Origin of the sequence: Gordonia rubripertincta (assembly GCF_038024875.1) — a bacterium.
Taxonomy (GTDB): Bacteria; Actinomycetota; Actinomycetes; order Mycobacteriales; family Mycobacteriaceae; genus Gordonia; species Gordonia rubripertincta.
Genome location: NZ_CP136136.1, coordinates 431056 through 452181 on the forward strand (window position 1 = coordinate 431056; position 21126 = coordinate 452181).

Sequence of the window (21126 nt, forward strand, 5' to 3'; positions counted from 1 at the left end):
AGCGCGTCGCGATAGACCATACGGATAACCAATCGATGTATGGTGCGGTGACGCATCACACACCGCGTACGCGCGTGCTCGTCGACCGGAGGTTCGAGATGACGACACCGACGAAGTCCGGCCCGTTCCACCACGGCTTCGACTTCACCGACCCCGATCTGCTTCAGCAGCACGGCATACCGGTGCAGGCGTTCGCCGAGCTCCGGCGCACTGCACCGGTCTGGTGGAACGCGCAGCCGGAGGGGACGTCCGGGTTCACCGACGCCGGATTCTGGGGTGATCTCCAAGCACGCGCATGTCCGGGAGATCTCGAAGAACCACCAGGTATGGTCCACCAACGCCAATGGTGCGATCCTCCGACTCCCCGACTTCGTGACCCCGGACCAGATCGAACTCACCAAGGCGCTGCTCATCAATCACGACCCGCCCGAGCACACACGATTACGAAAGATCGTGTCGCGCATGTTCACTCCGCGAGCCGTCGCCCTTCTCAAGGAACAACTGGCGGCGTCGGCCCACGAGATCGTCGAGGCCGCGGCCGCGAAGGGCCGCGGCAACTTCGTCGACGACATCGCGGTACACCTGCCCCTGCAGTCGATCCTGGACCTCATCGGCGTGCCGCAGGCCGATCGCGAACGGCTTCACGTGCTGGTCGACGCGATGATCAACAACGACGACCCCGATGAGACCATCGACCCGGCGACCGCGAACGCCGAGGTCCTCGCCTACGCCTACGCGATGGCCGAGGAACGGCGGAAGAATCCGACCGACGACCTGATCACCACCCTCATCGAGGCCGACATCGACGGCGAGGGGATGACCGAGATCGAGTTCGGCTTCTTCGTCGTCCTGCTCATCACCGCGGGCAACGAGACCACCCGCAACGCGACGTCGCACGGGATGAACGCCTTTCTGGACCACCCGGAGATGTGGGATCTCTACAAGCGGGACCGCCCGGCGACGGCCATCGACGAGATCCTGCGCTGGTCCACGCCGGTCCACGGCTTCCAGCGAACCGCACTGGCCGACACCCGAATCGGCGACGTCGACGTCGCGGCCGGCCAGCGCGTCGGGCTGTTCTACAGCTCCGCGAACTACGACGAAGAGGTCTTCGACGACCCGTTCACCTTCGACATCACCCGAGATCCCAACCCGCACCTGTCCTTCGGCGGCAACGGCGCGCACTTCTGCATCGGCGCCAATCTGGCCCGGCTCGAACTCAACCTGATCTTCGACGCCATCGCCGACACCCTGCCCGACATCGCGCGGCTCGGCGAACTGCAACGGGTGCGGTCGGGATGGCTCAACGGGGTCAAGCAGCTCGACGTCGCGTATCGCAGCTGATCACCGGGGTCACGGGGTCGCCGCCGAAACCCATGCGGCAGAATCTCGTCCGGACCAGTTCGCCAGAGTCTCGACGGGCCCCGCCCCGTCGCGTGGTTCGACGACGACGCCGAAGGGGACGTTCGGGTCCTGGCGGATCTCGGGCCGGATGAACCGGCGGACGATCGCGAGTGTGTCGGTGGCGGCGTCCGGGACGGCCTCCGACGGCTGCCCGGTCGCCACCGCGAGATCCCATCCGTGCACGATCGTCTCGTTGACGTAACCCCACAACGCGCCGGCGCCGGGCACCTCACCCCACGGCACCTGCACCATCCTGGCGAGCGTGGCGTCGTCGGACCATAGGTCGACCGCCCGCGCCACCGCCGTTGCGTACTCCTGTGCGTCGAAACGGTCGGCGATGAACGGCATGGCCCGTACGTCGACCCCCTCGGGTAGCGCCGCCGCTCGTTGTGCCGTTGCCAGCAGATGGGCCCCGAGCGTGCGGACGTCGAACTCGTCGCACGGCGTCGGCGCGGCCAACTGCTCGGCGGTCACCTCGGAGAGCAGTCCGGTGACCCAGGTGGTGGCGGCCGCGAAGGCCGGGCGGGGATCCGGTGGGGTGGTCGGTGCGTTCATTGTCTTTCCTCTCTCGCTGACTGACGAGTCCAGTCAAACCGTGAAACCTGACATCTTCTGTCATATTTTTGCGAGATGATTACGGCATGCGCGCCGAACGCCTCATCGCGGTCCTGATGCTGCTCAAGAGACACGATCGGGTGACTGCGTCGACTATCGCCGCCGAACTCGGGGTGTCGGAGCGGACCGTGCTGCGCGACATCGAGGCACTCTCGCTGTCCGGGGTCCCGGTGTACGCCGAGCGCGGCAGGCACGGCGGCTTCTCGCTGGTCCCCGGCTACCGCACCGACCTCACCGGTCTGACAGTCGAGGAGGCGACCTCACTGCTCGCCGGAACGGGCCGGCTCGACTCCCCTGCCTTCGCCAGTGCGATGCGCAAGGTCACCGCGGCCATTCCCGAGGCGTACCGGGGAACCGCGGTCAGGGCCGCACAGCGGGTACTCGTCCGTCCCGAGGGATTCGTGCGCAGGCCGGAAGGACTCCATGCGCTCGATCCGGTGCATTTCGCGGTCTTCGCGGGCAGGCGTATCCGCACCCGCTACCGCCCGCGTGACGCCGACGAGGCACGCGAACGGCTCCTCGATCCGGTCGGGCTCATCATCGCCGGCGACACCTGGTACCTCGTCGCGCACGGCGTGGGGTCGCGCGAGGGGGCCGAGGAACGGATGTACCGGTTGTCCCGGATGAGCGAGGTCGAGGTCCTCGACGAGCCGGCGGTGCGCGACGAGGACGTCGATCTCGAGGAGATCTGGCGGCGTCGGCGCTCGGCGTTCCGGTCCTCGTTCGATCCGGTCGACGTGGTGGTCGACTGCGCCCCCGCGGACGTCGAGACGATCCGGGCAACCGCGCTCACCGCAGAAATGGCGAGTGATGCCGGAGACCGGCAGCGCGTCGAACTCCGGTTCGCCGACCACCGGCATGCCACTGGTGCGTTGTGGGGCTTGATGTTCGACCGCGACATCGTCGTACTCGAACCGGCGTGGGTCCGGGAGACGCTGGCGGACCGGGCGCGAGCAGTCCTCTCCGACAACGAAAAACGCCCCTGAGAAGCACCTCCCACGATCGGCCCGACACTGTGTCGACGGACTGGCTGTCGCGGGCGGTGCCCAGGGGTGCTTCTCAGGTGCGGTTTTCAGGACGACTGAGGTCAGCCGACCCCGCGCTCGGAGTCGGCCCAGTACTGCGACCGCAGCGCCTTCTTGTCGGGCTTGCCCAGCGCGGTCAGCGGCAACGAGTCGGCGAAGATGACCCGCTTCGGAGACTGCACCGCACCCTTTCGATCCTTGACCGTCTGCTGGATCTCGGCGGTGATGCGTTCTTTCGCAGCGTCGTCGGCGTCCGCGTCGGCACGCAGCACGACGATCGCTGTGACCGCCTCACCCCATTTCTCGTCGGGCACACCGATCACGCCGACCTGGCCGACGGCCGGATGCTCGGCCACGACATCCTCGACCTCGCGGGGGAAGACGTTGAAGCCACCGGTGACGATCATGTCCTTGGTGCGGTCGACGATGAACCAGAAGCCGTCCTCGTCTTCACGCGCGACGTCACCGGTACGCAGCCAGCCGTCGCGGAAGGTCTCGGCCGTCTGCTCCGGGAGGCCGAGGTAGCCGCCCGCGAGAAGCGGTCCGGCGACACAGATCTCACCCGGCTCGCCCTGAGGGACGGGCTTGCCGTCGGGACCGAGCAGAGCCGTGCGCAGGAACGCCGACGGCCGGCCGCAACTGCTCAGGCGGCGCTGGTCGTCCCCCGGTCCCGGATGATCGCCCTTGGCGAGGTAGCTGATCACCATCGGTGCCTCGGACTGTCCGTAGTACTGGGCGAAGATCGGACCGAACCGTTCGATCGCCTCGGCGAGACGCACCGGATTGATCGGCGACGCACCGTAATACACGGTTTCCAGCGACGAGAGGTCACGCGTCCGCGAATCCGGGTGATCCATCAGCGCGTACAGCATCGACGGCACGAGCATAGTCGCGGTGATCTTCTGTTCCTCGATGGTCTTGAGGACCTCGGCGGGATCGAACTTCGACAGCACCACCATCGATCCGCCCTTCATCAGGGTCGGGATGAAGAAGGCGGCGCCCGCATGCGACAGCGGCGTGCAGAGCAGGAACCTCGGGTGTTCCGGCCATTCCCACTCGGCGAGCTGAATCTGCGTCATCGTCGCCATCGCGCGGGCGGTTCCGATGACGCCCTTGGGTTTTCCGGTGGTGCCGCCGGTGTAGGTGATCGAGACGACGTGCTCGGGTGACAGATGGGCCGCCACAAGCGGTCTCGGCTCGAAGCCGTCTGCCTCGGCGATGACGTCGCGGGCCTGGGCCGACAACTGCTCGGGCACCGGACCCAGGGTCAGCACCTGCTTCAAGCCGGGGACGCGCTCCAGTAGCGCCGCCGCGCGTTCGACGAACATCGGCACCGGATCGATGATGAGGGTCGAGACGCCGGCGTCGGCGAGGACGTAGGCGTGGTCGTCGAGGGAGCCGAGCGGGTGCAGCGCGGTGCGTCGCCACCCCTGCGTCTGGCCGGCACCGATGACGAAGAGCACCTCGGGGCGGTTCAGCGACAGCAGACCGACCGCGGTGCCGGTGCCCGCGCCGAGCCCCTCGAAGGCCTGGATGTAGCGGCTGATCGCGGCGGCCATCTCGCCGCCCGTCATCTCCGTGTCCCCCAGGGACAACACCGTGCGATCGGCGTGCCGCTTCAGCGCGGCGACCATCAGGTCGCCCATGTGCGTGCCCCCGCGAAGGTGATCGAAGTCGGTCGGTGCGGTCGTCGTACCCTCGTTCGTCATGCCACAAGACTAGGACGTGTTACAGCTTCTGGAAAGAAGGTCCACCAAAATCGCGGTTCTCCGCCCTGGAACACGTTCTACCTCGACGCAGATCTCGGCGTTTCCACGCCTATGAGGCCGACCCCCGGAACGGCCGCGGTGTCCTAGGATCGAAGCATGACTGATCTTGACCAGGCCACCACTCGCCGCGACATTGCCGACGCCCTGCTCACCGCACTGGAGCGTCGACACGAGGTCCTCGACGCCATCGTCGACGCGGAGAATCACGACGAGGCCGTCACCGCCATCGCGGAGCTGCTCGGCAAGTCGCAGCTGGGCGCGAAGGCGATCCTGGACATGAAGCTCGACCAGCTGACCAAGGACGAGCGCCGCAAGAACCAGGCCGAGCTCGACGACCTCAACAGCGCCCTCACCTTCACCCTGGCCGAGCGCCCCGCCAGCAGCGGCGACACCCTCGACCTGCGTCCGTTCGACCCGCAGGCCGACGCGGAACTGTTCGCGGCCCGCACCGACGAACTGGGCACCGCGGGCGACGGTTCGGGCGCGCCGGCCGGTGACGTCGCCGCTGAGATCAGCGCCGCCACCGACCGCGTCGACGCCGAGGAGGCCGTGTGGCTCGTCGCCGTGGAGGGAGACTCCAAGGTCGGCTTCGTCTTCGGCGAGCTCAAGAACGGCGAGGTCGACCTGCGCATCTGGATTCACCCCCAGCACCGCAAGTCCGGCTACGGCACCGCGGCCCTGCGCAAGTCGCGCTCGGAGATGGCCGCCTACTTCCCCGGCGTGCCGATGGTCGTGCGCGCACCCGGCGCCTAGCTCCAGCGCAGACGACCGAACCCACCATCCCGCAGGGGCTGGTGGGTTCGGTCGTTTGTGGCCGTTCTGCGTTGCAGCTCAGGCGGGTTGGGGTCGCGGCAACCCGAACCGCGCGACGATCGCCCGGATCCGGTTCTCCTCGTCGACGACGAAGGTCTCCGACACCGGAGCCCCGAGGCGCAGGGCCTGCGGGCGGACGTGCACCACATATCGGGTGGTGACGCTGTGCCCATCGACCGTCGCGGTGAAGTCCGAGACCCGGTGGATCAGGCGGAACTGCGGACCGTTCGAGAGGCTGCGGGCGATGTGCGGTCCGTTGCGTCCGGTCCGCACGCCGAATTCGACGCGGGTGCAGTCGGGATGCAACGACACCGCCGACGGGTCGTGACTGACCAGGGCGTCGACATACGCCCGGGCCGCCGCGATCCGTTGCTGATCTCGATCCGCCGAGGTCACCGCGCGCCGTAGACCGGCATGGGGACCGGCGCCTTCGCCAGGATCTCCTCGACCACCGGGCCGAGTTCGGCGACCTCCCAGCGAGATCCCTTGTCGCGTTCCACGCTTCGCTGCCAACCGTCGGTCACCGAGATCTTGCCGCCCTCGATCTCGAAGACCCGGCCGGTCACCGACGCCGACTCCGGCGAGCCGAGCCAGACCACGAGCGGTGAGATGTTCGCCGGGTCCATCGCGTCGAACGAGCCGTCGGCGGGCGCGGCCATCTGTTCGGCCATCGCGTCACCGGCACCCATGGTCATCGCGGTACGGGCAGCCGGCGCGATCGCGTTGACGGTGACGCCGTAGCCGCCGAGTTCGGCAGCCGCCTGGATGGTGAGCGCGGAGATGCCCGCCTTCGCGGCGACGTAGTTGCCCTGTCCGATCGAACCGTAGAGTCCGGCACCGGAACTCGTGTTCACGATCCGTGCCTGCGGCGTGCGCCCCGCCTTGGCCTCCGCACGCCAGTAGGCCGCGGCATGACGCAAGCCGACGAAGTGCCCCTTGAGGTGCACGCGGATGACGGCATCCCACTCGTCCTCCGTCAGCGACACGAGCATGCGGTCACGCACGAAACCGGCGTTGTTGACGAGCACGTCGAGCCGACCGAAGGTGTCGACGGCGGTGGCCACCATGGCCTCGCCGCTCTGCCAGTCGGCCACGTCACCCACCGATGCGACGGCTTCGCCGCCGGCCGTGGTGATCTCGTCGACGACCTCGGTAGCGAGATCCTCCGCGTAATCGTTGACCACGACCTTGGCGCCGTCGGCGGCGAAAGCGAGAGCGTGGGCTCGTCCGATGCCCTGTCCGGCGCCGGTCACGATGACGACGCGGCCCTCATTCAACTTGCTACTCAAGGTGTTTCCTTTCTGAACTGCGAAGACTGGGTGTGCGGGATGGTCAGACGGCGTTGCCGGCGGTCGCGGCGTCGAGGAAGGCCGGCTTCTCGCCCCCGCCGTGCACGGTGAGCGTCGAACCGCTGATGTAACCGGCCAGCGGCGAGAGCAGGAATGCGACGGCGTTCCCGACGTCGACGGGTGTCGCCATCCGGCCGAGCGGAATGGTGGCCCCGACGGCCGCCACCCCGGCGTCGTCTCCGTAATGGAGGTGTGACTGTTCGGTCTCGACGGGTCCGGCGACGACCGAATTGATCCGCACCTTCGGAGCCCATTCGACGGCGAGCGAGGTCATCAGGTTGTCGAGGCCGGCTTTCGCCGCACCGTAGGCCGAGGTGCCCGGCGACGGGCGGTGCCCGCTGACGCTCGAGACGTTGACGATCGCGCCACCGTCCGGCTGCGTCTGCATGATCGCGTTCGCCGCCTTGGCCACAGCGAGCGGCGCCAGGAGGTTGAGGTCGACGATCTTGCTCGCGAAACGGACCGAGGCGTCGGCGGCCAGCGCGAAGGGCGATCCGCCGGCGTTGTTGACCACTCCGTCGATGCGTCCGGCGCGGCCGACGATGCCGTCGATCATCTCCTCGACGGCCGCGGCGTCGCGGACGTCGCAGGAGAAGAAGTCGATGTCGCGGAGGTCGTCGGCGAGATTGTCCGCGTTCCGACCGCAGATCACCGGCCGGGCGCCGAGCGCCGACAGCACTCGGGTGATACCCGCGCCAACCCCTCGTGCACCGCCGGTGACCAGGACAACCTTTCCGACCAGGCCCAGCTCGGCCTGTGACTGCGTCTGCATGGGTGCTACCCTACCAAACAACCAAGCACTTGCTTGGTTCAATGCTTGCGCAGCCCACGAGGCTGACATCGCAGCCACGAGAGGAGCACGCGTGCCGATCACCACGACACGTACCGAATCCGGCATCGTGACCATCACGGTCGACTACCCGCCGGTCAACGCGCTGCCATCGGCCGCGTGGTTCGAACTCGCCGATGCGGTCACCGCAGCCGGCGTCGACCCGGCCACGCACGTCGTGGTGTTGCGCGCCGAAGGACGCGGCTTCAACGCCGGCGTCGACATCAAGGAGATGCAGGCCACCGAGGGCTTCGACGCCCTCATCGGCGCCAACCGCGGATGCGCGGCGGCCTTCGGCGCCGTCTACGACTGCGCGGTCCCGGTGATCGTCGCGGTCAATGGCTTCTGCGTCGGCGGCGGCATCGGTCTGGTCGGCAACGCCGACGTCATCGTCGCCTCCGACGACGCGGTCTTCGGGCTTCCCGAGGTCGATCGCGGAGCACTCGGGGCGGCAACACATCTCGCGCGCCTGGTGCCGCAGCACATGATGCGCACCCTCTACTTCACGGCGAAGAACGTGACGGCCCAACAGCTCGAGCACTTCGGTTCGATCTACCGCGTCGTGCCCCGCGAGGAGCTCCTCGACGCCGCGCTCGAGGTCGCCGAGGCCATCGCCGCCAAGGACACCCGGGTCATCCGGGCGGCCAAGGAGGCCATCAACCACATCGACCCGATCGATGTGAAGGCCAGCTACCGCCTCGAACAGGGCTTCACCTTCGAGCTGAACCTGGCCGGCGTCGCCGACGAGCATCGCGATGCCTTCGTCTCGACCGGTAAACCACTCGCCTCGAACGCTTCTCACAACGGAGGACACGCCTGAGATGCCGACCGACAAGACAAGCACTCTCGACGACGTCGTCGCGGAGCTCCGCGACGGCATGACCATCGGCATCGGCGGCTGGGGTTCGCGCCGCAAGCCGATGGCACTGGTCCGCGCGATCGCCCGCTCGGACGTCAAGGACCTCACGGTCGTGACCTACGGTGGCCCCGATCTCGGATTGCTCTGCGCCGCAGGCAAGGTGCGTCGCGCCTACTACGGTTTCGTCTCGCTCGACTCCGCCCCCTTCTACGACCCGTGGTTTGCCAAGGCGCGCACCAACGGCGAGATCGAGGTCCGTGAGATGGACGAGGGCATGGTCAAGTGCGGCCTCGAGGCCGCGGCGGCCCGCCTGCCGTTCCTCCCGATCCGCGCCGGACTCGGTTCCGACGTGCTGAAGTTCTGGGAGGGTGAACTGAAGACCGTCGAATCCCCGTATCCCGACGCCGACGGCCGGACCCAGACGCTGATCGCGATGCCTGCGCTCAAGCTCGATGCCGCCTTCGTCCACCTGGACCTGGCCGATGCGCACGGCAACGCCGCCTACACCGGCGTCGACCCGTACTTCGACGATCTCTACTGTGCGGCCGCCGAGCGTCGTTATCTGGAGACCGACCAGATCGTCTCGACCGAAGTGCTGGTGAAAACCGTTCCGCATCAGCGGCTTCTGCTGAACCGCATGAACGTCGACCGGGTGGTGCACACTCCCAACGGAGCCCACTTCACCTTTGCCGGCGAGTACGGGCGCGATGAGAAGTTCCAGCAGTTCTACGTCGCCAGCGCCAAGGAACCCGACACGTGGGAGGCCTTCTCCCGCAGGTTCCTCCAGGTCGACGAGGAGACCTACCAGCGCGAGGTCAGCGCATGGCAGGACGAGCAGAAGGAGGACGGACAGTGAGCACCGCCGAGACCCAGGTTTCCACCGAAGCGACTCGTGCCGAGTACTGCGTCATCTCGTGCGCCGACATCTTCGCCGGCGCAGGCGAGATCATGGCGTCGCCGATGGCGCCCGTCCCCCTGCTGGGCGCTCGCCTGGCACGACTGACCACCGAACCCGACCTCCTGATCACCGACGGCGAGGCGCTGATCCTCGCCGACACCCCGCCGGTCGGCAAGACCGGCCCCATCGAGGGCTGGATGCCGTTCCGCAAGGTGTTCGACGTCGTGGCGTCGGGTCGTCGCCATGTGGTCATGGGCGCCAACCAGATCGATCGTCACGGGAACCAGAACCTGTCGGCGTTCGGGCCACTGCAGCACCCGACGCGACAGATGTTCGGTGTTCGTGGCGCGCCCGGCAACACCATCAACCACCCGACGAGTTACTGGGTGCCTCGTCATTCGGCACGCGTCTTCGGAAAGTCGGTCGACATCGTGTCCGGCGTCGGATTCGACAAGGTCGACCCCGACAACCCGGCGTACGACGATCTGAACATCCATCGGGTCGTCACCAACCTGGGCGTCTTCGACTTCGGCGGGGCGGGTCACACGATGCGGGCGCTGTCGCTGCATCCCGGGGTCACCGCCGACGAGGTCGCGGAGAACACGGGATTCGAGATCGAGGGCCTCGCCGACGCTCCGGAGACGCGGCAGCCCACCGCGGAAGAACTCGGCCTCATTCGAGACGTGCTCGATCCCAAGGGCGTTCGCAACAAGGAAGTCCGATGAGTCCCGCACGAGCGGCAGGTCTCTCCACCTCCTTCACCGAACTGGTCGGAATCGAGTACCCGATCGTGCAGACGGGCATGGGCTGGGTATCCGGGCCGGCGCTGACCTCGGCGACGTCGAACGCCGGCGGCCTCGGCATCCTCGCATCGGCGACGATGACCTACGGCGAACTCGAGGCGGCCATCGCCAAGACGAAGTCGTTGACCAGCAAGCCCTTCGGCGTGAACATGCGTGCCGATGCCACCGACGCGCCGGAACGGATCGATCTCCTGATCCGTGAGGGCGTCAAGGTCGCGTCGTTCGCGCTCGCCCCGAAGCCCGAACTGATCGCGAAGCTCAAGGACCACGGCATCGTCGTGATCCCGTCGATCGGTGCGGCCAAGCATGCGGTGAAGGTCGCATCGTGGGGCGCCGACGCCGTCATCGTGCAGGGCGGCGAGGGCGGCGGACACACCGGTCCGGTCGCCACCACCCTGCTGCTGCCGTCGGTGCTGGATGCCCTGGCAGCGAAGAACATCGATATGCCGGTGGTCGCGGCCGGCGGCTTCTTCGACGGTCGTGGCCTGGCCGCGGCGCTCGCCTACGGCGCCCAGGGCGTCGCGATGGGCACCCGTTTCCTGCTGACCTCGGACAGCGCGGTTCCCGACTCGGTCAAGCAGGAGTACCTGCAGCGCGGGTTGAACGACACCGTCGTCTCGGTGAAGGTTGACGGCATGCCCCACCGCGTGCTGCGCACCCCGCTCGTCGAGGCACTGGAGAGCGGGAGCCCGGTCAAGGCACTGTTCGCCGCGGCACGAAATGCCAACGAGTTCAAGCAGATGACCGGTATGCGCTGGACGACCATGCTCAAAGACGGTCGCACGATGAAGAAGTCGGGCGAACGCACCTGGCAGCAGGTCATCATGGCCGGCAACACTCCGATGCTGCTGAAGGCCGGTCTCGTCGAGGGCGACACCCGCGCAGGCGTTCTCGCCTCGGGTCAGGTCGTCGGGATGATCGACGATCTGCCCAGCTGCGACGAGCTGATCCAGTCGATCATGACGCAGGCCCACGACCGCCTGAAGACGCTCGGGTCGTTGGGCTGACCCTTCGAGACGCTCGCAGAATGCGGGGTGGGTGCCGGATTCCGGCACCCACCCCGCATTCTGTGTTCGAGACCTACGACGACGGCGTGAGCGTCCAACCGGCCGCGGCGGTTCGCTGGTTCCAGAACTCGGTGTAACGGCCGCCGCGGCCGAGGAGCTCGTCGTGGGTGCCGATGTCGTCGACGCCGCCCTCATCGTCGAGGACGACGATCTGGTCGGCGGCGATCACGGTCGACAGCTTGTGCGCGATGACCAGCACGGTACTTCGGTCGGCGAGGCGCCGGATGGATTCGGCGACGTGCGACTCGTTCTCGGGATCAAGGGCGGACGTCGCCTCGTCGAAGAGCACGATCGGGGCGTCCTTGAGCAGGGCACGCGCGATCGAGACACGCTGACGCTCACCACCGGAGAGCGCCGAACCGCCTTCGCCGACGGCGGTGTTCCAGCCATCCGGAAGGCGCTCGACGATGGAGGTGACGCCGGCCGTCTCCGCGGCCGCGCGGATCTCGTCGTCGGTGGCGTCGGGACGGCCGAGTTTGATGTTCTCCCACAGGGTGTCGTCGAAGAGGTAGACGTCTTGGAAAACCTGCGACAGCTGACCCATCAGGGCACCGGTCTCCTGGTCGCGGACGTCGGCGCCCCCGACCTTCACCGAACCGCCGTCGACGTCGTAGAACCGGGCGATCAGACGGAAGATGGTCGATTTGCCCGAACCCGACGGTCCGACGAGTGCGGTCATGGTGCCCGGCTGCGCCCGCAGGGACACATCCCGCAGCACCGGGGCGCCGTTCTCGTAACCGAAGGCGACGTTCGACAGTTCGATCGCGCCCGGCTCGGTGATCGGCTTCGGCCGATCCGGGACCGGCATGCGGTCGGTGTCGAGGACACCGGTGATGCGGTTGATCTCGTCGGTCGACATACGCAGCGTCGAACCGAGTTCGGCGAGTTCGCCGATCGGTCCGAAGAAGCGTGCGGCAAGACCGAACACGGCGACAAGCAGGGCCGGCTCGATGTGGCCGGCCACCGCGAGCCAGGCACCGAGGGCGAGGACCGCGCTGAACACGACCTGCACCGTCAGGCCGTTGAGCAGGATGCCGAGGATGGAGCGCCACAGCATCGACTTGCCCACGCGCGCTTGCTGTCCGAGGGCCTCGGCCAGCGGTGCGTGCGCGGAGTCGGCGGCACCGAAGGCCCGCAGCACCGCCTGACAGCGCGCGTACTCCAGTACCCGGTTGTTGACCTTCACGGCCTCGGCCCGCTTGCGGCGCTCCGCCTTCGACAAGAACTGGCTGGACAGCTTGCCGACGTACATCAGGACCAGTGTCCCGGCGACCATCAGCAACCCGATCCGCCAGTCGAAGAAGCAGATCCCCAGCACGACGACCACGGAGCTGACCGTGTTCACCACGACCGGCGTGATGTAGTGCGCGCCGGTGCTGCCGACGAACATCGTTCCCTTGACCGCGATCTGCGAGACGTCGCCGATCCGCTCGCGCGTGAACCAGCCCAGCGGCAGCGTGACCATGTGGTCGCCGAGCCGGTGGTGCAGCATGCGCATCGCGTAGAGGGCCATCGTCATGCCCTTGAGGGACTGGATGTAGGCGCTGACCGCGCAGATGACCACCAGAACGGCCAACGGCCACAACCACTTCGCGGCGGCCGAGAGGTCACCGTCGAGGAGGTTCTCGGTGATCGGGACGAGCGTGAGCATCGCGAGTCCCTGGGCGACGCCGTAGAGGACGACCCAACTCAGGAAGACGACCATCCGGGCGCGCTCGGAACCCAGGATCGTGTAGAAACCGCGGATCATCGCGCCACCTCGTCACTTCCGACCACGCCGAGCGCGATCTTCTCGTCCTGCCGGGTGGTGCCGGCCTCGTAACTGGCCCACATCGACGCGTACAGACCGCCGTTGGCGACCAGCTCGTCCTGACGTCCCTGTTCGACGACGCGCCCGCGGTCCAGCACGACGATGTTGTCCGCGTGGGTGATCGAACCGAGCCGGTGTGCGATGACCAGAACCGTCCGCCCGACCATCAGCGCACCGATGGCCTGCTGGATCTGCGCCTCCGACTCCGGGTCGGCGAAGGCGGTCGCCTCGTCGAGAACGAGGATCGGGGTGTCCGCGAGCAGTGCGCGAGCGATCGAGACGCGTTGCGCCTCACCGCCGGAGAAGTGTGCACCGTCGCCGACGACGGTGTCGTAACCGTCGGGCAGTTCCAGGATGCGCTCGTGGATCTGGGCCGCACGAGCGGCGTCGTGGACCTGCTCCTCGGTGGCCTCGGGCCGGCCGAGTCGGATGTTGTCGCGGACCGACATCGTCAGCAGCTGCACGTCCTGCAACACGAAGCCGACGTGGCGGTAGAGCTCGGTGGGAGCGATGTCGCGGACGTCGACGCCGCCGATGCGCACCGATCCGGAGTCGGGGTCGCCGAAACGCGGCAGCAGGGTCGCCAGCGTCGACTTGCCGCTGCCCGACGGCCCGACCAGCGCGGTCACGGTGCCTTCGGCGAGTTCGACGCTGACGCCGTCGAGCGCCTTCACCCCGGACGGCACGCCGAGACGCGGCGGATAGGTGAAGTGCACGTTGTCGATTCGCACGTCGTGGCCGGCGGGCACCTGTGGGTTCTCCGGGATGGTCAGTTCGGGTTCGGCGAGCAGGCCGGCGATGCGCAGTGCCGCAGCCGAGGCCTGCTGACGGGTATGGACCGCCGTCGAGACGGTGAGCAGCGCAGTCGGCAGGATCATCGCGATCAGCGTCGAACCGACCAGCTCGATCGGCGTGACCCAGCCCTTGTCGACGAACCAGTAGCCGACACCGAGGTTGACCAGCAGGATCAGCGGAGCGGAGATCAGGACCGTCGTGATGGCCTGCACGCGCAGCATCGGGCCCATGTAGCCGGCGAAGTCGTCGTTGAACTCGTCGGCGGCATCGATGAAGCGACGGTGGGCCTTTCCGGTCTGCCCGAACGTCTTGACCACCGCGACGCCGGCGATGAACTCGACGATGGTGGCGCTGATCCGGGCCACACCCTTGTCCATCTTCTCCATCTCGGCGGTCAGGTCACGCGCCATGTAGGAGTAGGTCAGGGCGTACAGCGGCACGGTGGCCAGCGCGAGCAGACCGAGTCGCCAGTCGAGGACGAAGCAGTAGATCAGCGCGAAGATCGGCGACAGGACCGCCGCGGTCGCCTCGACCTGGGCATGGGCGACCAGGTAGTGCAGGTCCGCGACGTCGTTCTGCACCGATTTGCGCACCGCACCGGAACTGGTGCGGCTGAACCAGCCGAGCGGGAGCCGACCCAGCTTGTCGGCGATGCGGATTCGGAGTTGTGCCTGGAGGTCGAGGTCGGCGAAGTGGGTGATCGCCAGCGCGAGGAACGCGAACAGGGCCCGCGCCGCGAGCCCGCCGACGACGAGCCACACGACCAACCACACGCGGCCGGTGTCGGTGGGTCCCGACGCCAGCAGCGTGCGACCGAGTTCGACGATGCCGATGAAGGGCACCACCGTGGCGGCCGAGGCGAAGATCTGGACGAACTGGGCAAGAACGGTGCGCGTCTTCACCGGTGCCAGCACATCGGCGAGAGCCGCCGCCTTGGCCTTGGCCTCCGCACGGGCTTTGGTCCGCGCGGCCTTCGGATCGTCGGGCGCGTCCTCGGGCTCCGGAGTCGGCGCAGGTGCGGCCACTTGTGTTCCGCCAATTGTCATAGCCGCACCTTATCGGCCGCCGGCCACCGTAGGGAAAGGTACCCTAACTCACTGCGGTCAGCGGGGCAGGATGCCGTCCAGGACGATCGACAGGTATTGATCGGCGATCGACTCGACGGACATCGGACCTCCCGGGCGGTACCAGCGCACGGCCACCCACACGGTGTCGCGCATGAAGCGGTAGACCAGTTCGACATCGAGATCCGGACGGAACTCACCGTCGTCGACACCACGCTGCAGGACCGCGTGCCACAGCTGGCGGAACTCGACGTTCAGCTCGCCGATGTAGCCGAAGCGCTCCTGCCCCGACAGCCGCTTGGCCTCGTCCTGATAGATCGCGACCGCGTTGCGTTCCGCGTCGATCGACTCGAACGACGCCACGACGAGCCCACGGAGCGTCTCGCTTGCCGGGAGTCCCGCTCCGGCGATCTCGCGGTAGCGGGCGAACAGGTCGTCGAGGAATCGGCGCAGGATCTCGTCGACCATCGACTCCTTCGAGTCGAAGTGGTGATAGAGGCTTCCCGACAGGATTCCCGCGGCGTCGGCGATGTCGCGAACCGTCGTCGAACGCAGGCCGTTCTCGGCGAACATCCGCCCGGCGGTGGCGAGCAACTCGTCGCGGCGCGACGAACGGACGGCGGTGTCGGCGCCGGCTTTGTCATTGGTCTTCGTCTGGCCACGTGGGGACACGCATCCTCCTGGAGAGTCTGCCCATCACCCTAGCAAGCGCTTGGCCGGGTCCGTCGTACGACGAACCCGGCCAAGCGGAGTTGCTATGCGCAGGTCCTGCGCGGCAGTGTCACGCGCCCAGGCGCTTGCGCACCTTCTTGATCGCGCGAGAGTTGAAGAACTTGAACAGCTTGAGCTGCTGATCGGTCATCTTCGAGTCCTTGGCCAGGAACGGCGGGGACATCATCTCGGCGACGGTGAGCGGCAGCGTCGAGAACGCCACCGCGCGGGCATGGCTGAAGGTCTCGAAGCCGGTCTTGCCGTGGTAGCCGCCCATGCCGGAACGTCCGACGCCACCGAACGGCAGGTCACCGCTGAACAGGTGGATGGCGAAGTCGTTGCCGTTGATCGAACCGCTGCGGGTGTTGTCGGCCAGCTTCTCGAAGCGGTCGTTGCGATCGCCGCACCAGTACATGGTCAGCGGATGCGGGTGCGACGCGATGTGGCTGATGACCTCGGACAGCTCGCGGTACGGGTACACGGTCAGCACTGGACCGAAGACCTCGTCCTCCTCGATCTTCATGCCGGCCTTGACGCCGGTGAGCAGCGTCGGCGGGATCTTGCGACGCTCGGCGTTCGGCAGCGGCTCGCCGCCGGGGATGACCTGGCGCTTCTCGGCGCCCAACTCGACGGCGTCGTCGATCAGGCCGACGATGCGATCGAAGTTCTTCTGGTTGATCGTCGCCGTGTACTGGTCGTTGTCGTAGATCGTCGGGAAGTGCTCGGTCCAGCGGGCGACGACCTTGTCGGTGAACTCGCCGAGCTTGGCCTCCGGGACGAAGACGTAATCGGGGCACAGGCACACCTGGCCGCCGTTGACCAGGCGGGCGTCGGCGAGCATCTTCGCGGCCTTGTCGATGTCGGCGTCGAGGTCGACCACGGCCGGGTTCTTGCCACCGAGTTCCAGGGTGACCGGGATCAGGTTCTTGGCGGCCTCCTGGGCCACCGAGGCGCCGACCTCGGGCGAACCGGTGAAGAACATGTGGTCGACCTTCAGCTTCGCGAAGTCCGAGCCCGAACCGTGCTTCGAGGTGGCGACAGCCAGTTCCTCGATGGAGAAGTAGTCCGGCGCGTACTTGGCGATGACGTCGGTGGTCCTCGCGGTGATCGACGACGGGCGCAGGATCACGCGGTTACCCGCGGCGAAAGCCGATCCGGCGGGGACGATCGTCAGCTGCAGCGGGAAGTTCCAGGGACCCATGATGCCGACGACGCCGAGCGGGTCGTGGCGGACGCTCTGCTTGTACCCCAGCAGGCCCTGGACCTTGGCGTACTTGGTCTCGCCCATCCACTCTTTGACGCCACGACGCTGGTGCGTGAGGTCGATCATGCAGCCGGCGACGTCGGCGGCCAGCGACAGCTCGCGCGGACGCGAACCGTAGTCCTCGGTGAGCGCCGCGGCGATCTCGTCCGAGTGGTCGAGCAGCAGTGCAGCCAGACGGGTGATGCGGTCGATGCGGGTGTCGGCGTCCGGAATGCCGTCACGGAGGAACGCGGCCCGCTGGATCTCGACGAGCTCGGTCAGTGTGTGCTCTTCGGACGAGACGCCGCGCTTTGCGATCGGCGCCCCGGTGCTGGTGTGCTCAGCAGGCTTTGTCATCGAGATCCCCTCAGGTAGTTCTTGCTGCAGGTCGGACGTGCGGCGATGTGGACTTTGAAACAAAAAAGTCCGCTTGTCCCACACCATAGTATGCGCCAGATCACATGTGCATGTGGGCACGTCGGTTGCCAGAAGGGTACGACCGGTACGGCGAAAGGTCGAGACCTCGCCCGCGGGGATCTGCGGGCGAGGTCTCGACGCTTGTATACGTGTGTCAGCTCAGGCGTTCGATGATCGTGACGTTGGCGGTCCCGCCGCCCTCACACCCGCGGCTGACCGCCTATCTCAGCCGAGCCGTTCGATGATCGTGACGTTGGCGGTCCCGCCGCCCTCACACCCGCGGCTGACCGCCTATCTCAGCCGAGCCGTTCGATGATCGTGACGTTGGCGGTCCCGCCGCCCTCACACATCGTCTGGAGGCCGTAGCGGCCGCCGGTGCGCTCGAGTTCGTTGAGCAGGGTGGCGAACAGCTTGGCGCCGGTGGCACCGAGCGGGTGGCCGAGGGCGATGGCGCCGCCGTTGGGGTTGACCTTGGCCGGGTCGGCGCCGGTCTCCTTGAGCCAGGCGAGCACGACTGGCGCGAAGGCCTCGTTGATCTCGACGACGTCGATGTCGTCGATGGTCAGGCCGGTCTTCTCGAATGCGTACTTGGTGGCGGGGATCGGCGCGGACAGCATCATCACCGGGTCGTCGCCGCGGACGGACATGTGGTGGATGCGGGCGCGCGGGGTGAGGTTGTGTTCCTTGAGAGCGCGCTCGGAGACGACGAGCGTGGCCGACGAGCCGTCGGCGATCTGCGAGGCGACGGCGGCGGTGAGGCGCGAACCCTCGGCCAGGACCTGCAGGCCGGCCATCTTCTCCAGCGACGTCTCGCGCGGGCATTCGTCGACGACGCAGTCGCCGAATGCGACGTTCTCCTTGTCGAACTTGCCGGCGGCGATCGCGGCACGAGCGCGCTCATGCGACTGCAGCGCCCAGCGCTCCATGTCCTCGCGGCTGATGTCCCACTTCTCGGCCATCATGTCGGCGCCGGTGAACTGGGAGACCTGCGCGTCGCCGAAGCGCTCCTGCCAGCCCTTGGATTCGGCGGTGGGGGTGGTGAACCCGAATTCCTTGCCGGAGATCATCGCCTGCGAGATCGGGATCGCGCTCATGTTCTGCAGACCGCCGGCGACGACGATGTCCTGCGTCCCGCTCATGACGCCCTGCGCGGCGAAGTGGATGGCCTGCTGGCTCGATCCGCACTGACGGTCGACGGTGGTCCCGGGCACCTCGAGCGGCAGACCGGCGGCGAGCCATGCGGTGCGGGCGACGTTTCCGGCCTGACCGCCGATGGTGTCCAGGCAGCCGAAGACGACGTCGTCGACGGCGGCCGGGTCGATGCCGGTGCGCTCGACGAGCGCGGAGATGATGTGGGCGCCGAGGTCGGCGGGGTGGGCCTTGGCGAGCGAGCCGTTGCGCTTGCCGACCGGGGTGCGGATCGCGTCGACGATGTAGGCCTGCGGTGTGGACATGAGCGGTACTCCTTGGTGTTTCGGGTAAGTCGTGGTCAGGCGCCGTCCAGGAACTGGACTCAGGCCCTCTGGCTGGAGATCGAGACGACCTCGCCGGTGAGATAGGTGGTGTAGTCGCTGGCGAGCATGGCGACGGTCGCGGCGACCTCCCACACCTCGGCGGCGCGTCCGTACGCCTCGCGGGAGGCGAGCTCGTCGAGCAGATCGTCGCTGGTGACCTTGGCGAGGAAGGGGTGCTTGGCGATCGACGGCGCGATCGCGTTGATGCGCACGCCCACGTCGGCGGCTTCGAGTGCGGAGCAACGGGTCAGCGCCATCACGCCGGCCTTCGCGGCGGCGTAGTGGGCCTGTCCGCGCTGGGCGCGCCAGCCGAGAACCGAGGCGTTGTTGACGATCACGCCGTTGTGTTCGACGGAACCGAAGTAACGCAGTGCGGCTCGGGTGGCGCGGAAGGTGCCGGTCAGCGTGATGTCGAGGACGCGGTCCCACTCCTCGTCGGTCATCTCGGCGACCGGGGTCTCGCCGCCGAGTCCGGCGTTGTTGACCAGGACGTCGATGCGACCGAGTTGCGTTGCGGCGTCGGCGATCAGGGCGTCGACCTCGGCGGTCTCCTGCACGTTGCAGGTGCGCTGGGTGACGGTGCGCTCGGGGAACTCCGCGGCCAGCTTCTCCGCCGCTTCCCCGAGACGGCGTTCATGCCAGTCGGAGACGAGGACATCGGCGCCTTCGAGGAGCGCACGACGCGCGGAGGCAAAGCCGATTCCGGTACCGGCGGCCGCGGTGACGACGACCTTCTTGCCCAGCAACAGGTTGTGGCCGGGGATTTCGGCGGGTGGGGTGGCGAGCGGTGAGATCACTTGGGTATTTGCATCCGTTGCGGTCATTCAGCGTGCCTCTCGGGGAAGGCCGAGCACCCGCTCGGCGATGATGTTGCGCTGCACCTCGTTCGAGCCGCCATAGATGGTGTCGGCACGGGTGAAGAGGTACAGCCGTTGCCATTCGTCGAGTTCGACGTGCTCGGGATCGGCGATGTCGTTGGTCTGCCCCTCCGCGGTCGCGTCGGGTCCGATCAGGGTCGGCGCGCCGACGACGTCCATCGCCAGCTCGCCGAGGTCGCGATGCCAGTTGGCCCACAGCAGCTTCGACACCGATGCGGCGCCTGCCTGACTCGTCACGTCGCCATCGAGTGTCCGCTGCGCATGTGCGCGCATCACTTTCAGCCCGATGTCGGCGCGTGCGAGACGCGAGGCGAGTTCGGGGTCGTCGACCGCACCGTTGGCCCGGGCCACCTCGGTCAGGTTCTCCAGCTCACGCGCGAAACCGACCTGCTGACCCAGCGTCGACACGCCGCGCTCGAACTGCAGCAGACCCATGGCGACCTTCCAGCCGTCGCCGGGTTCGCCGACGATCAGGTCGGCGTCGGTCTCCGCGTCGTCGAAGAAGACCTCGTTGAATTCCGATGTGCCGGTGAGCTGCTGGATGGGTCGCACGGTGACGCCGGGCTGGTCGAGCGGGACCAGAAGGAAGCTGAGGCCGGCATGCCGCGCCGACCCCTTCTCGGTACGCGCGATGACGAACACCCACTGCGCCACGTGAGCGAGCGAGGTCCAGATCTTCTGCCCGTTGATGATCCACTTGCCGCCTGTGTCACCGTCTTCCTGCAGGCGGGCGGTGGTCGAGACGCCCGCGAGGTCGGAGCCGGCGCCGGGTTCGGAGTAACCCTGCGACCAGAGTTCGGTGACGTCGACGATGCCCGGCAGGAACCGCTTCTTCTGCTCTTCGGTGCCGTATTCGATGAGCGTCGGCCCGAGGAGTTCTTCGCCCAGGTGGTTCACGCGGGCGGGCGCGTTCGCGCGGGCGTACTCGCGGTGGAAGACGATGCGCTGCTCGAGGGTCGCGCCTCGGCCGCCGTATTCGGTCGGCCAGCCGATGCAGGTCCAGCCCGCCCTCGCGAGGTGCCGGTCCCATTCGAGCCGCTCGGCGAAGAACTCGTGCTCGCTGCCCGGCCCGCCACGTCCCTTCAGATGTGCGAAGTCGCCCGCGAGGTTCTCGTCGAGCCACGACCGCACAGCGGCAGCGAACTCGTCGGCGGCGTTCGGCGTCGACTTGGCCCATTCACCCAGGTCGACACCACGATCCGCAAGATTGATCGAGGTCATGGCGCTAGCATAACCCACCAAGCAAGTGCTAGGTTGGGCCGC

18 protein-coding genes and 1 pseudogene are annotated in these 21126 nt (G+C 67.5%); 7 read left to right on the forward strand and 12 right to left on the reverse strand.

What is annotated here, in order from left to right; translation table 11 throughout:
- The first annotated feature begins 98 nt into the window (after positions 1-98).
- Positions 99-1344 (forward strand): annotated as a pseudogene (locus RVF83_RS01815) (cytochrome P450).
- A gap of 9 nt (positions 1345-1353) precedes the next feature.
- Here RVF83_RS01815 and RVF83_RS01820 read toward each other — a convergent pair.
- Positions 1354-1959, reverse strand: a complete 606-nt coding sequence (locus tag RVF83_RS01820; RefSeq protein WP_005197752.1) for a TIGR03086 family metal-binding protein — start codon at positions 1957-1959, stop codon at positions 1354-1356.
- An 86-nt stretch (positions 1960-2045) separates the two neighbouring features.
- Here RVF83_RS01820 and RVF83_RS01825 point away from each other — a divergent pair, with 86 nt between their 5' ends.
- Positions 2046-3005 carry a helix-turn-helix transcriptional regulator gene (locus RVF83_RS01825; RefSeq protein ID WP_005197755.1) on the forward strand — a complete coding sequence of 320 codons (960 nt, stop codon included), beginning with the start codon at positions 2046-2048 and terminating at the stop codon, positions 3003-3005.
- 101 nt (positions 3006-3106) lie between these two features.
- On the opposite strand, the gene fadD8 is transcribed toward RVF83_RS01825, so the two are convergent.
- Positions 3107-4753 (reverse strand): fatty-acid--CoA ligase FadD8, encoded by a 1647-nt coding sequence (fadD8, locus tag RVF83_RS01830; RefSeq protein ID WP_039880315.1) that lies wholly within the window; start codon positions 4751-4753, stop codon positions 3107-3109.
- A gap of 156 nt (positions 4754-4909) precedes the next feature.
- Between fadD8 and RVF83_RS01835 the strand changes: the two genes are divergently transcribed.
- The gene (locus tag RVF83_RS01835) at positions 4910-5566 is read left to right on the forward strand and encodes a GNAT family N-acetyltransferase (RefSeq protein ID WP_005197761.1); all 657 of its coding nucleotides are present in this window, start codon (positions 4910-4912) and stop codon (positions 5564-5566) included.
- Between the two features lie 78 nt (positions 5567-5644).
- Here the strand turns inward: RVF83_RS01835 and RVF83_RS01840 are convergent, their stop codons facing one another.
- The 3 genes from RVF83_RS01840 to RVF83_RS01850 are packed head-to-tail and all read right to left on the reverse strand — an operon-like array spanning position 5645 to position 7747.
- The gene (locus RVF83_RS01840) at positions 5645-6022 is read right to left on the reverse strand and encodes a hypothetical protein (RefSeq protein ID WP_005197762.1); all 378 of its coding nucleotides are present in this window, start codon (positions 6020-6022) and stop codon (positions 5645-5647) included.
- Entirely contained in the window at positions 6019-6915 is an 897-nt protein-coding gene (locus tag RVF83_RS01845) for an SDR family oxidoreductase (RefSeq protein ID WP_005197764.1), read from the reverse strand. The genes RVF83_RS01840 and RVF83_RS01845 overlap by 4 nt, the downstream gene beginning before the upstream one ends.
- Before the next feature lie 43 nt (positions 6916-6958).
- On the reverse strand, positions 6959-7747 hold the full coding sequence (locus RVF83_RS01850; RefSeq protein ID WP_005197766.1) for an SDR family oxidoreductase: 789 nt from the start codon (positions 7745-7747) through the stop codon (positions 6959-6961).
- Between the two features lie 91 nt (positions 7748-7838).
- Between RVF83_RS01850 and RVF83_RS01855 the strand changes: the two genes are divergently transcribed.
- From RVF83_RS01855 to RVF83_RS01870, 4 genes are read left to right on the forward strand one after another with little or no spacing between them, the layout of a single operon-like run.
- Positions 7839-8624: an enoyl-CoA hydratase family protein gene (locus RVF83_RS01855; protein WP_005197772.1), complete on the forward strand. Its 786-nt coding sequence runs from the start codon at positions 7839-7841 to the stop codon at positions 8622-8624.
- 1 nt (position 8625) lies between these two features.
- Positions 8626-9519: a CoA transferase subunit A gene (locus RVF83_RS01860; protein WP_005197778.1), complete on the forward strand. Its 894-nt coding sequence runs from the start codon at positions 8626-8628 to the stop codon at positions 9517-9519.
- Positions 9486-10286, forward strand: a complete 801-nt coding sequence (locus tag RVF83_RS01865; RefSeq protein WP_210735901.1) for a CoA-transferase subunit beta — start codon at positions 9486-9488, stop codon at positions 10284-10286. The genes RVF83_RS01860 and RVF83_RS01865 overlap by 34 nt, the downstream gene beginning before the upstream one ends.
- Positions 10283-11371, forward strand: coding sequence for an NAD(P)H-dependent flavin oxidoreductase (locus RVF83_RS01870; RefSeq protein ID WP_005197781.1), 1089 nt, complete (start codon positions 10283-10285; stop codon positions 11369-11371). The genes RVF83_RS01865 and RVF83_RS01870 overlap by 4 nt, the downstream gene beginning before the upstream one ends.
- A 73-nt stretch (positions 11372-11444) precedes the next feature.
- Here the strand turns inward: RVF83_RS01870 and RVF83_RS01875 are convergent, their stop codons facing one another.
- The 7 genes from RVF83_RS01875 to RVF83_RS01905 form a co-directional block, all read right to left on the reverse strand.
- Entirely contained in the window at positions 11445-13181 is a 1737-nt protein-coding gene (locus RVF83_RS01875; protein WP_005197783.1) for an ABC transporter ATP-binding protein, read from the reverse strand.
- Positions 13178-15082 carry an ABC transporter ATP-binding protein gene (locus RVF83_RS01880; protein WP_005197784.1) on the reverse strand — a complete coding sequence of 635 codons (1905 nt, stop codon included), beginning with the start codon at positions 15080-15082 and terminating at the stop codon, positions 13178-13180. The genes RVF83_RS01875 and RVF83_RS01880 overlap by 4 nt, the downstream gene beginning before the upstream one ends.
- A 57-nt stretch (positions 15083-15139) precedes the next feature.
- Positions 15140-15772, reverse strand: a complete 633-nt coding sequence (locus RVF83_RS01885; RefSeq protein WP_005197785.1) for a TetR/AcrR family transcriptional regulator — start codon at positions 15770-15772, stop codon at positions 15140-15142.
- 109 nt (positions 15773-15881) lie between these two features.
- Positions 15882-17411 carry an aldehyde dehydrogenase family protein gene (locus tag RVF83_RS01890; RefSeq protein WP_005197786.1) on the reverse strand — a complete coding sequence of 510 codons (1530 nt, stop codon included), beginning with the start codon at positions 17409-17411 and terminating at the stop codon, positions 15882-15884.
- A gap of 356 nt (positions 17412-17767) precedes the next feature.
- On the reverse strand, positions 17768-18925 hold the full coding sequence (locus tag RVF83_RS01895; protein ID WP_005197788.1) for an acetyl-CoA C-acetyltransferase: 1158 nt from the start codon (positions 18923-18925) through the stop codon (positions 17768-17770).
- Positions 18926-18984: 59 nt separating this feature from the next.
- Entirely contained in the window at positions 18985-19809 is an 825-nt protein-coding gene (locus RVF83_RS01900; RefSeq protein ID WP_039880317.1) for an SDR family oxidoreductase, read from the reverse strand.
- Positions 19810-21084 (reverse strand): acyl-CoA dehydrogenase family protein, encoded by a 1275-nt coding sequence (locus RVF83_RS01905; protein WP_005197798.1) that lies wholly within the window; start codon positions 21082-21084, stop codon positions 19810-19812.
- Between the last annotated feature and the right edge of the window lie 42 nt (positions 21085-21126).

What these genes read in the sequence shown, in the direction of transcription:
- RVF83_RS01870 (WP_005197781.1), top strand. Translation starts at nt 10,283, where the DNA reads ATGAGTCCCGCACGAGCGGCAGGTCTCTCCACCTCCTTCACCGAACTG.
- RVF83_RS01835 (WP_005197761.1), top strand. Translation starts at nt 4,910, where the DNA reads ATGACTGATCTTGACCAGGCCACCACTCGCCGCGACATTGCCGACGCC.
- RVF83_RS01905 (WP_005197798.1), bottom strand. Translation starts at nt 21,084, where the DNA reads ATGACCTCGATCAATCTTGCGGATCGTGGTGTCGACCTGGGTGAATGG.
- RVF83_RS01900 (WP_039880317.1), bottom strand. Translation starts at nt 19,809, where the DNA reads ATGACCGCAACGGATGCAAATACCCAAGTGATCTCACCGCTCGCCACC.
- RVF83_RS01820 (WP_005197752.1), bottom strand. Translation starts at nt 1,959, where the DNA reads ATGAACGCACCGACCACCCCACCGGATCCCCGCCCGGCCTTCGCGGCC.
- fadD8 (WP_039880315.1), bottom strand. Translation starts at nt 4,753, where the DNA reads ATGACGAACGAGGGTACGACGACCGCACCGACCGACTTCGATCACCTT.
- RVF83_RS01860 (WP_005197778.1), top strand. Translation starts at nt 8,626, where the DNA reads ATGCCGACCGACAAGACAAGCACTCTCGACGACGTCGTCGCGGAGCTC.
- RVF83_RS01850 (WP_005197766.1), bottom strand. Translation starts at nt 7,747, where the DNA reads ATGCAGACGCAGTCACAGGCCGAGCTGGGCCTGGTCGGAAAGGTTGTC.
- RVF83_RS01875 (WP_005197783.1), bottom strand. Translation starts at nt 13,181, where the DNA reads ATGATCCGCGGTTTCTACACGATCCTGGGTTCCGAGCGCGCCCGGATG.
- RVF83_RS01825 (WP_005197755.1), top strand. Translation starts at nt 2,046, where the DNA reads ATGCGCGCCGAACGCCTCATCGCGGTCCTGATGCTGCTCAAGAGACAC.
- RVF83_RS01865 (WP_210735901.1), top strand. Translation starts at nt 9,486, where the DNA reads ATGGCAGGACGAGCAGAAGGAGGACGGACAGTGAGCACCGCCGAGACC.
- RVF83_RS01895 (WP_005197788.1), bottom strand. Translation starts at nt 18,925, where the DNA reads ATGTCCACACCGCAGGCCTACATCGTCGACGCGATCCGCACCCCGGTC.
- RVF83_RS01880 (WP_005197784.1), bottom strand. Translation starts at nt 15,082, where the DNA reads ATGACAATTGGCGGAACACAAGTGGCCGCACCTGCGCCGACTCCGGAG.
- RVF83_RS01890 (WP_005197786.1), bottom strand. Translation starts at nt 17,411, where the DNA reads ATGACAAAGCCTGCTGAGCACACCAGCACCGGGGCGCCGATCGCAAAG.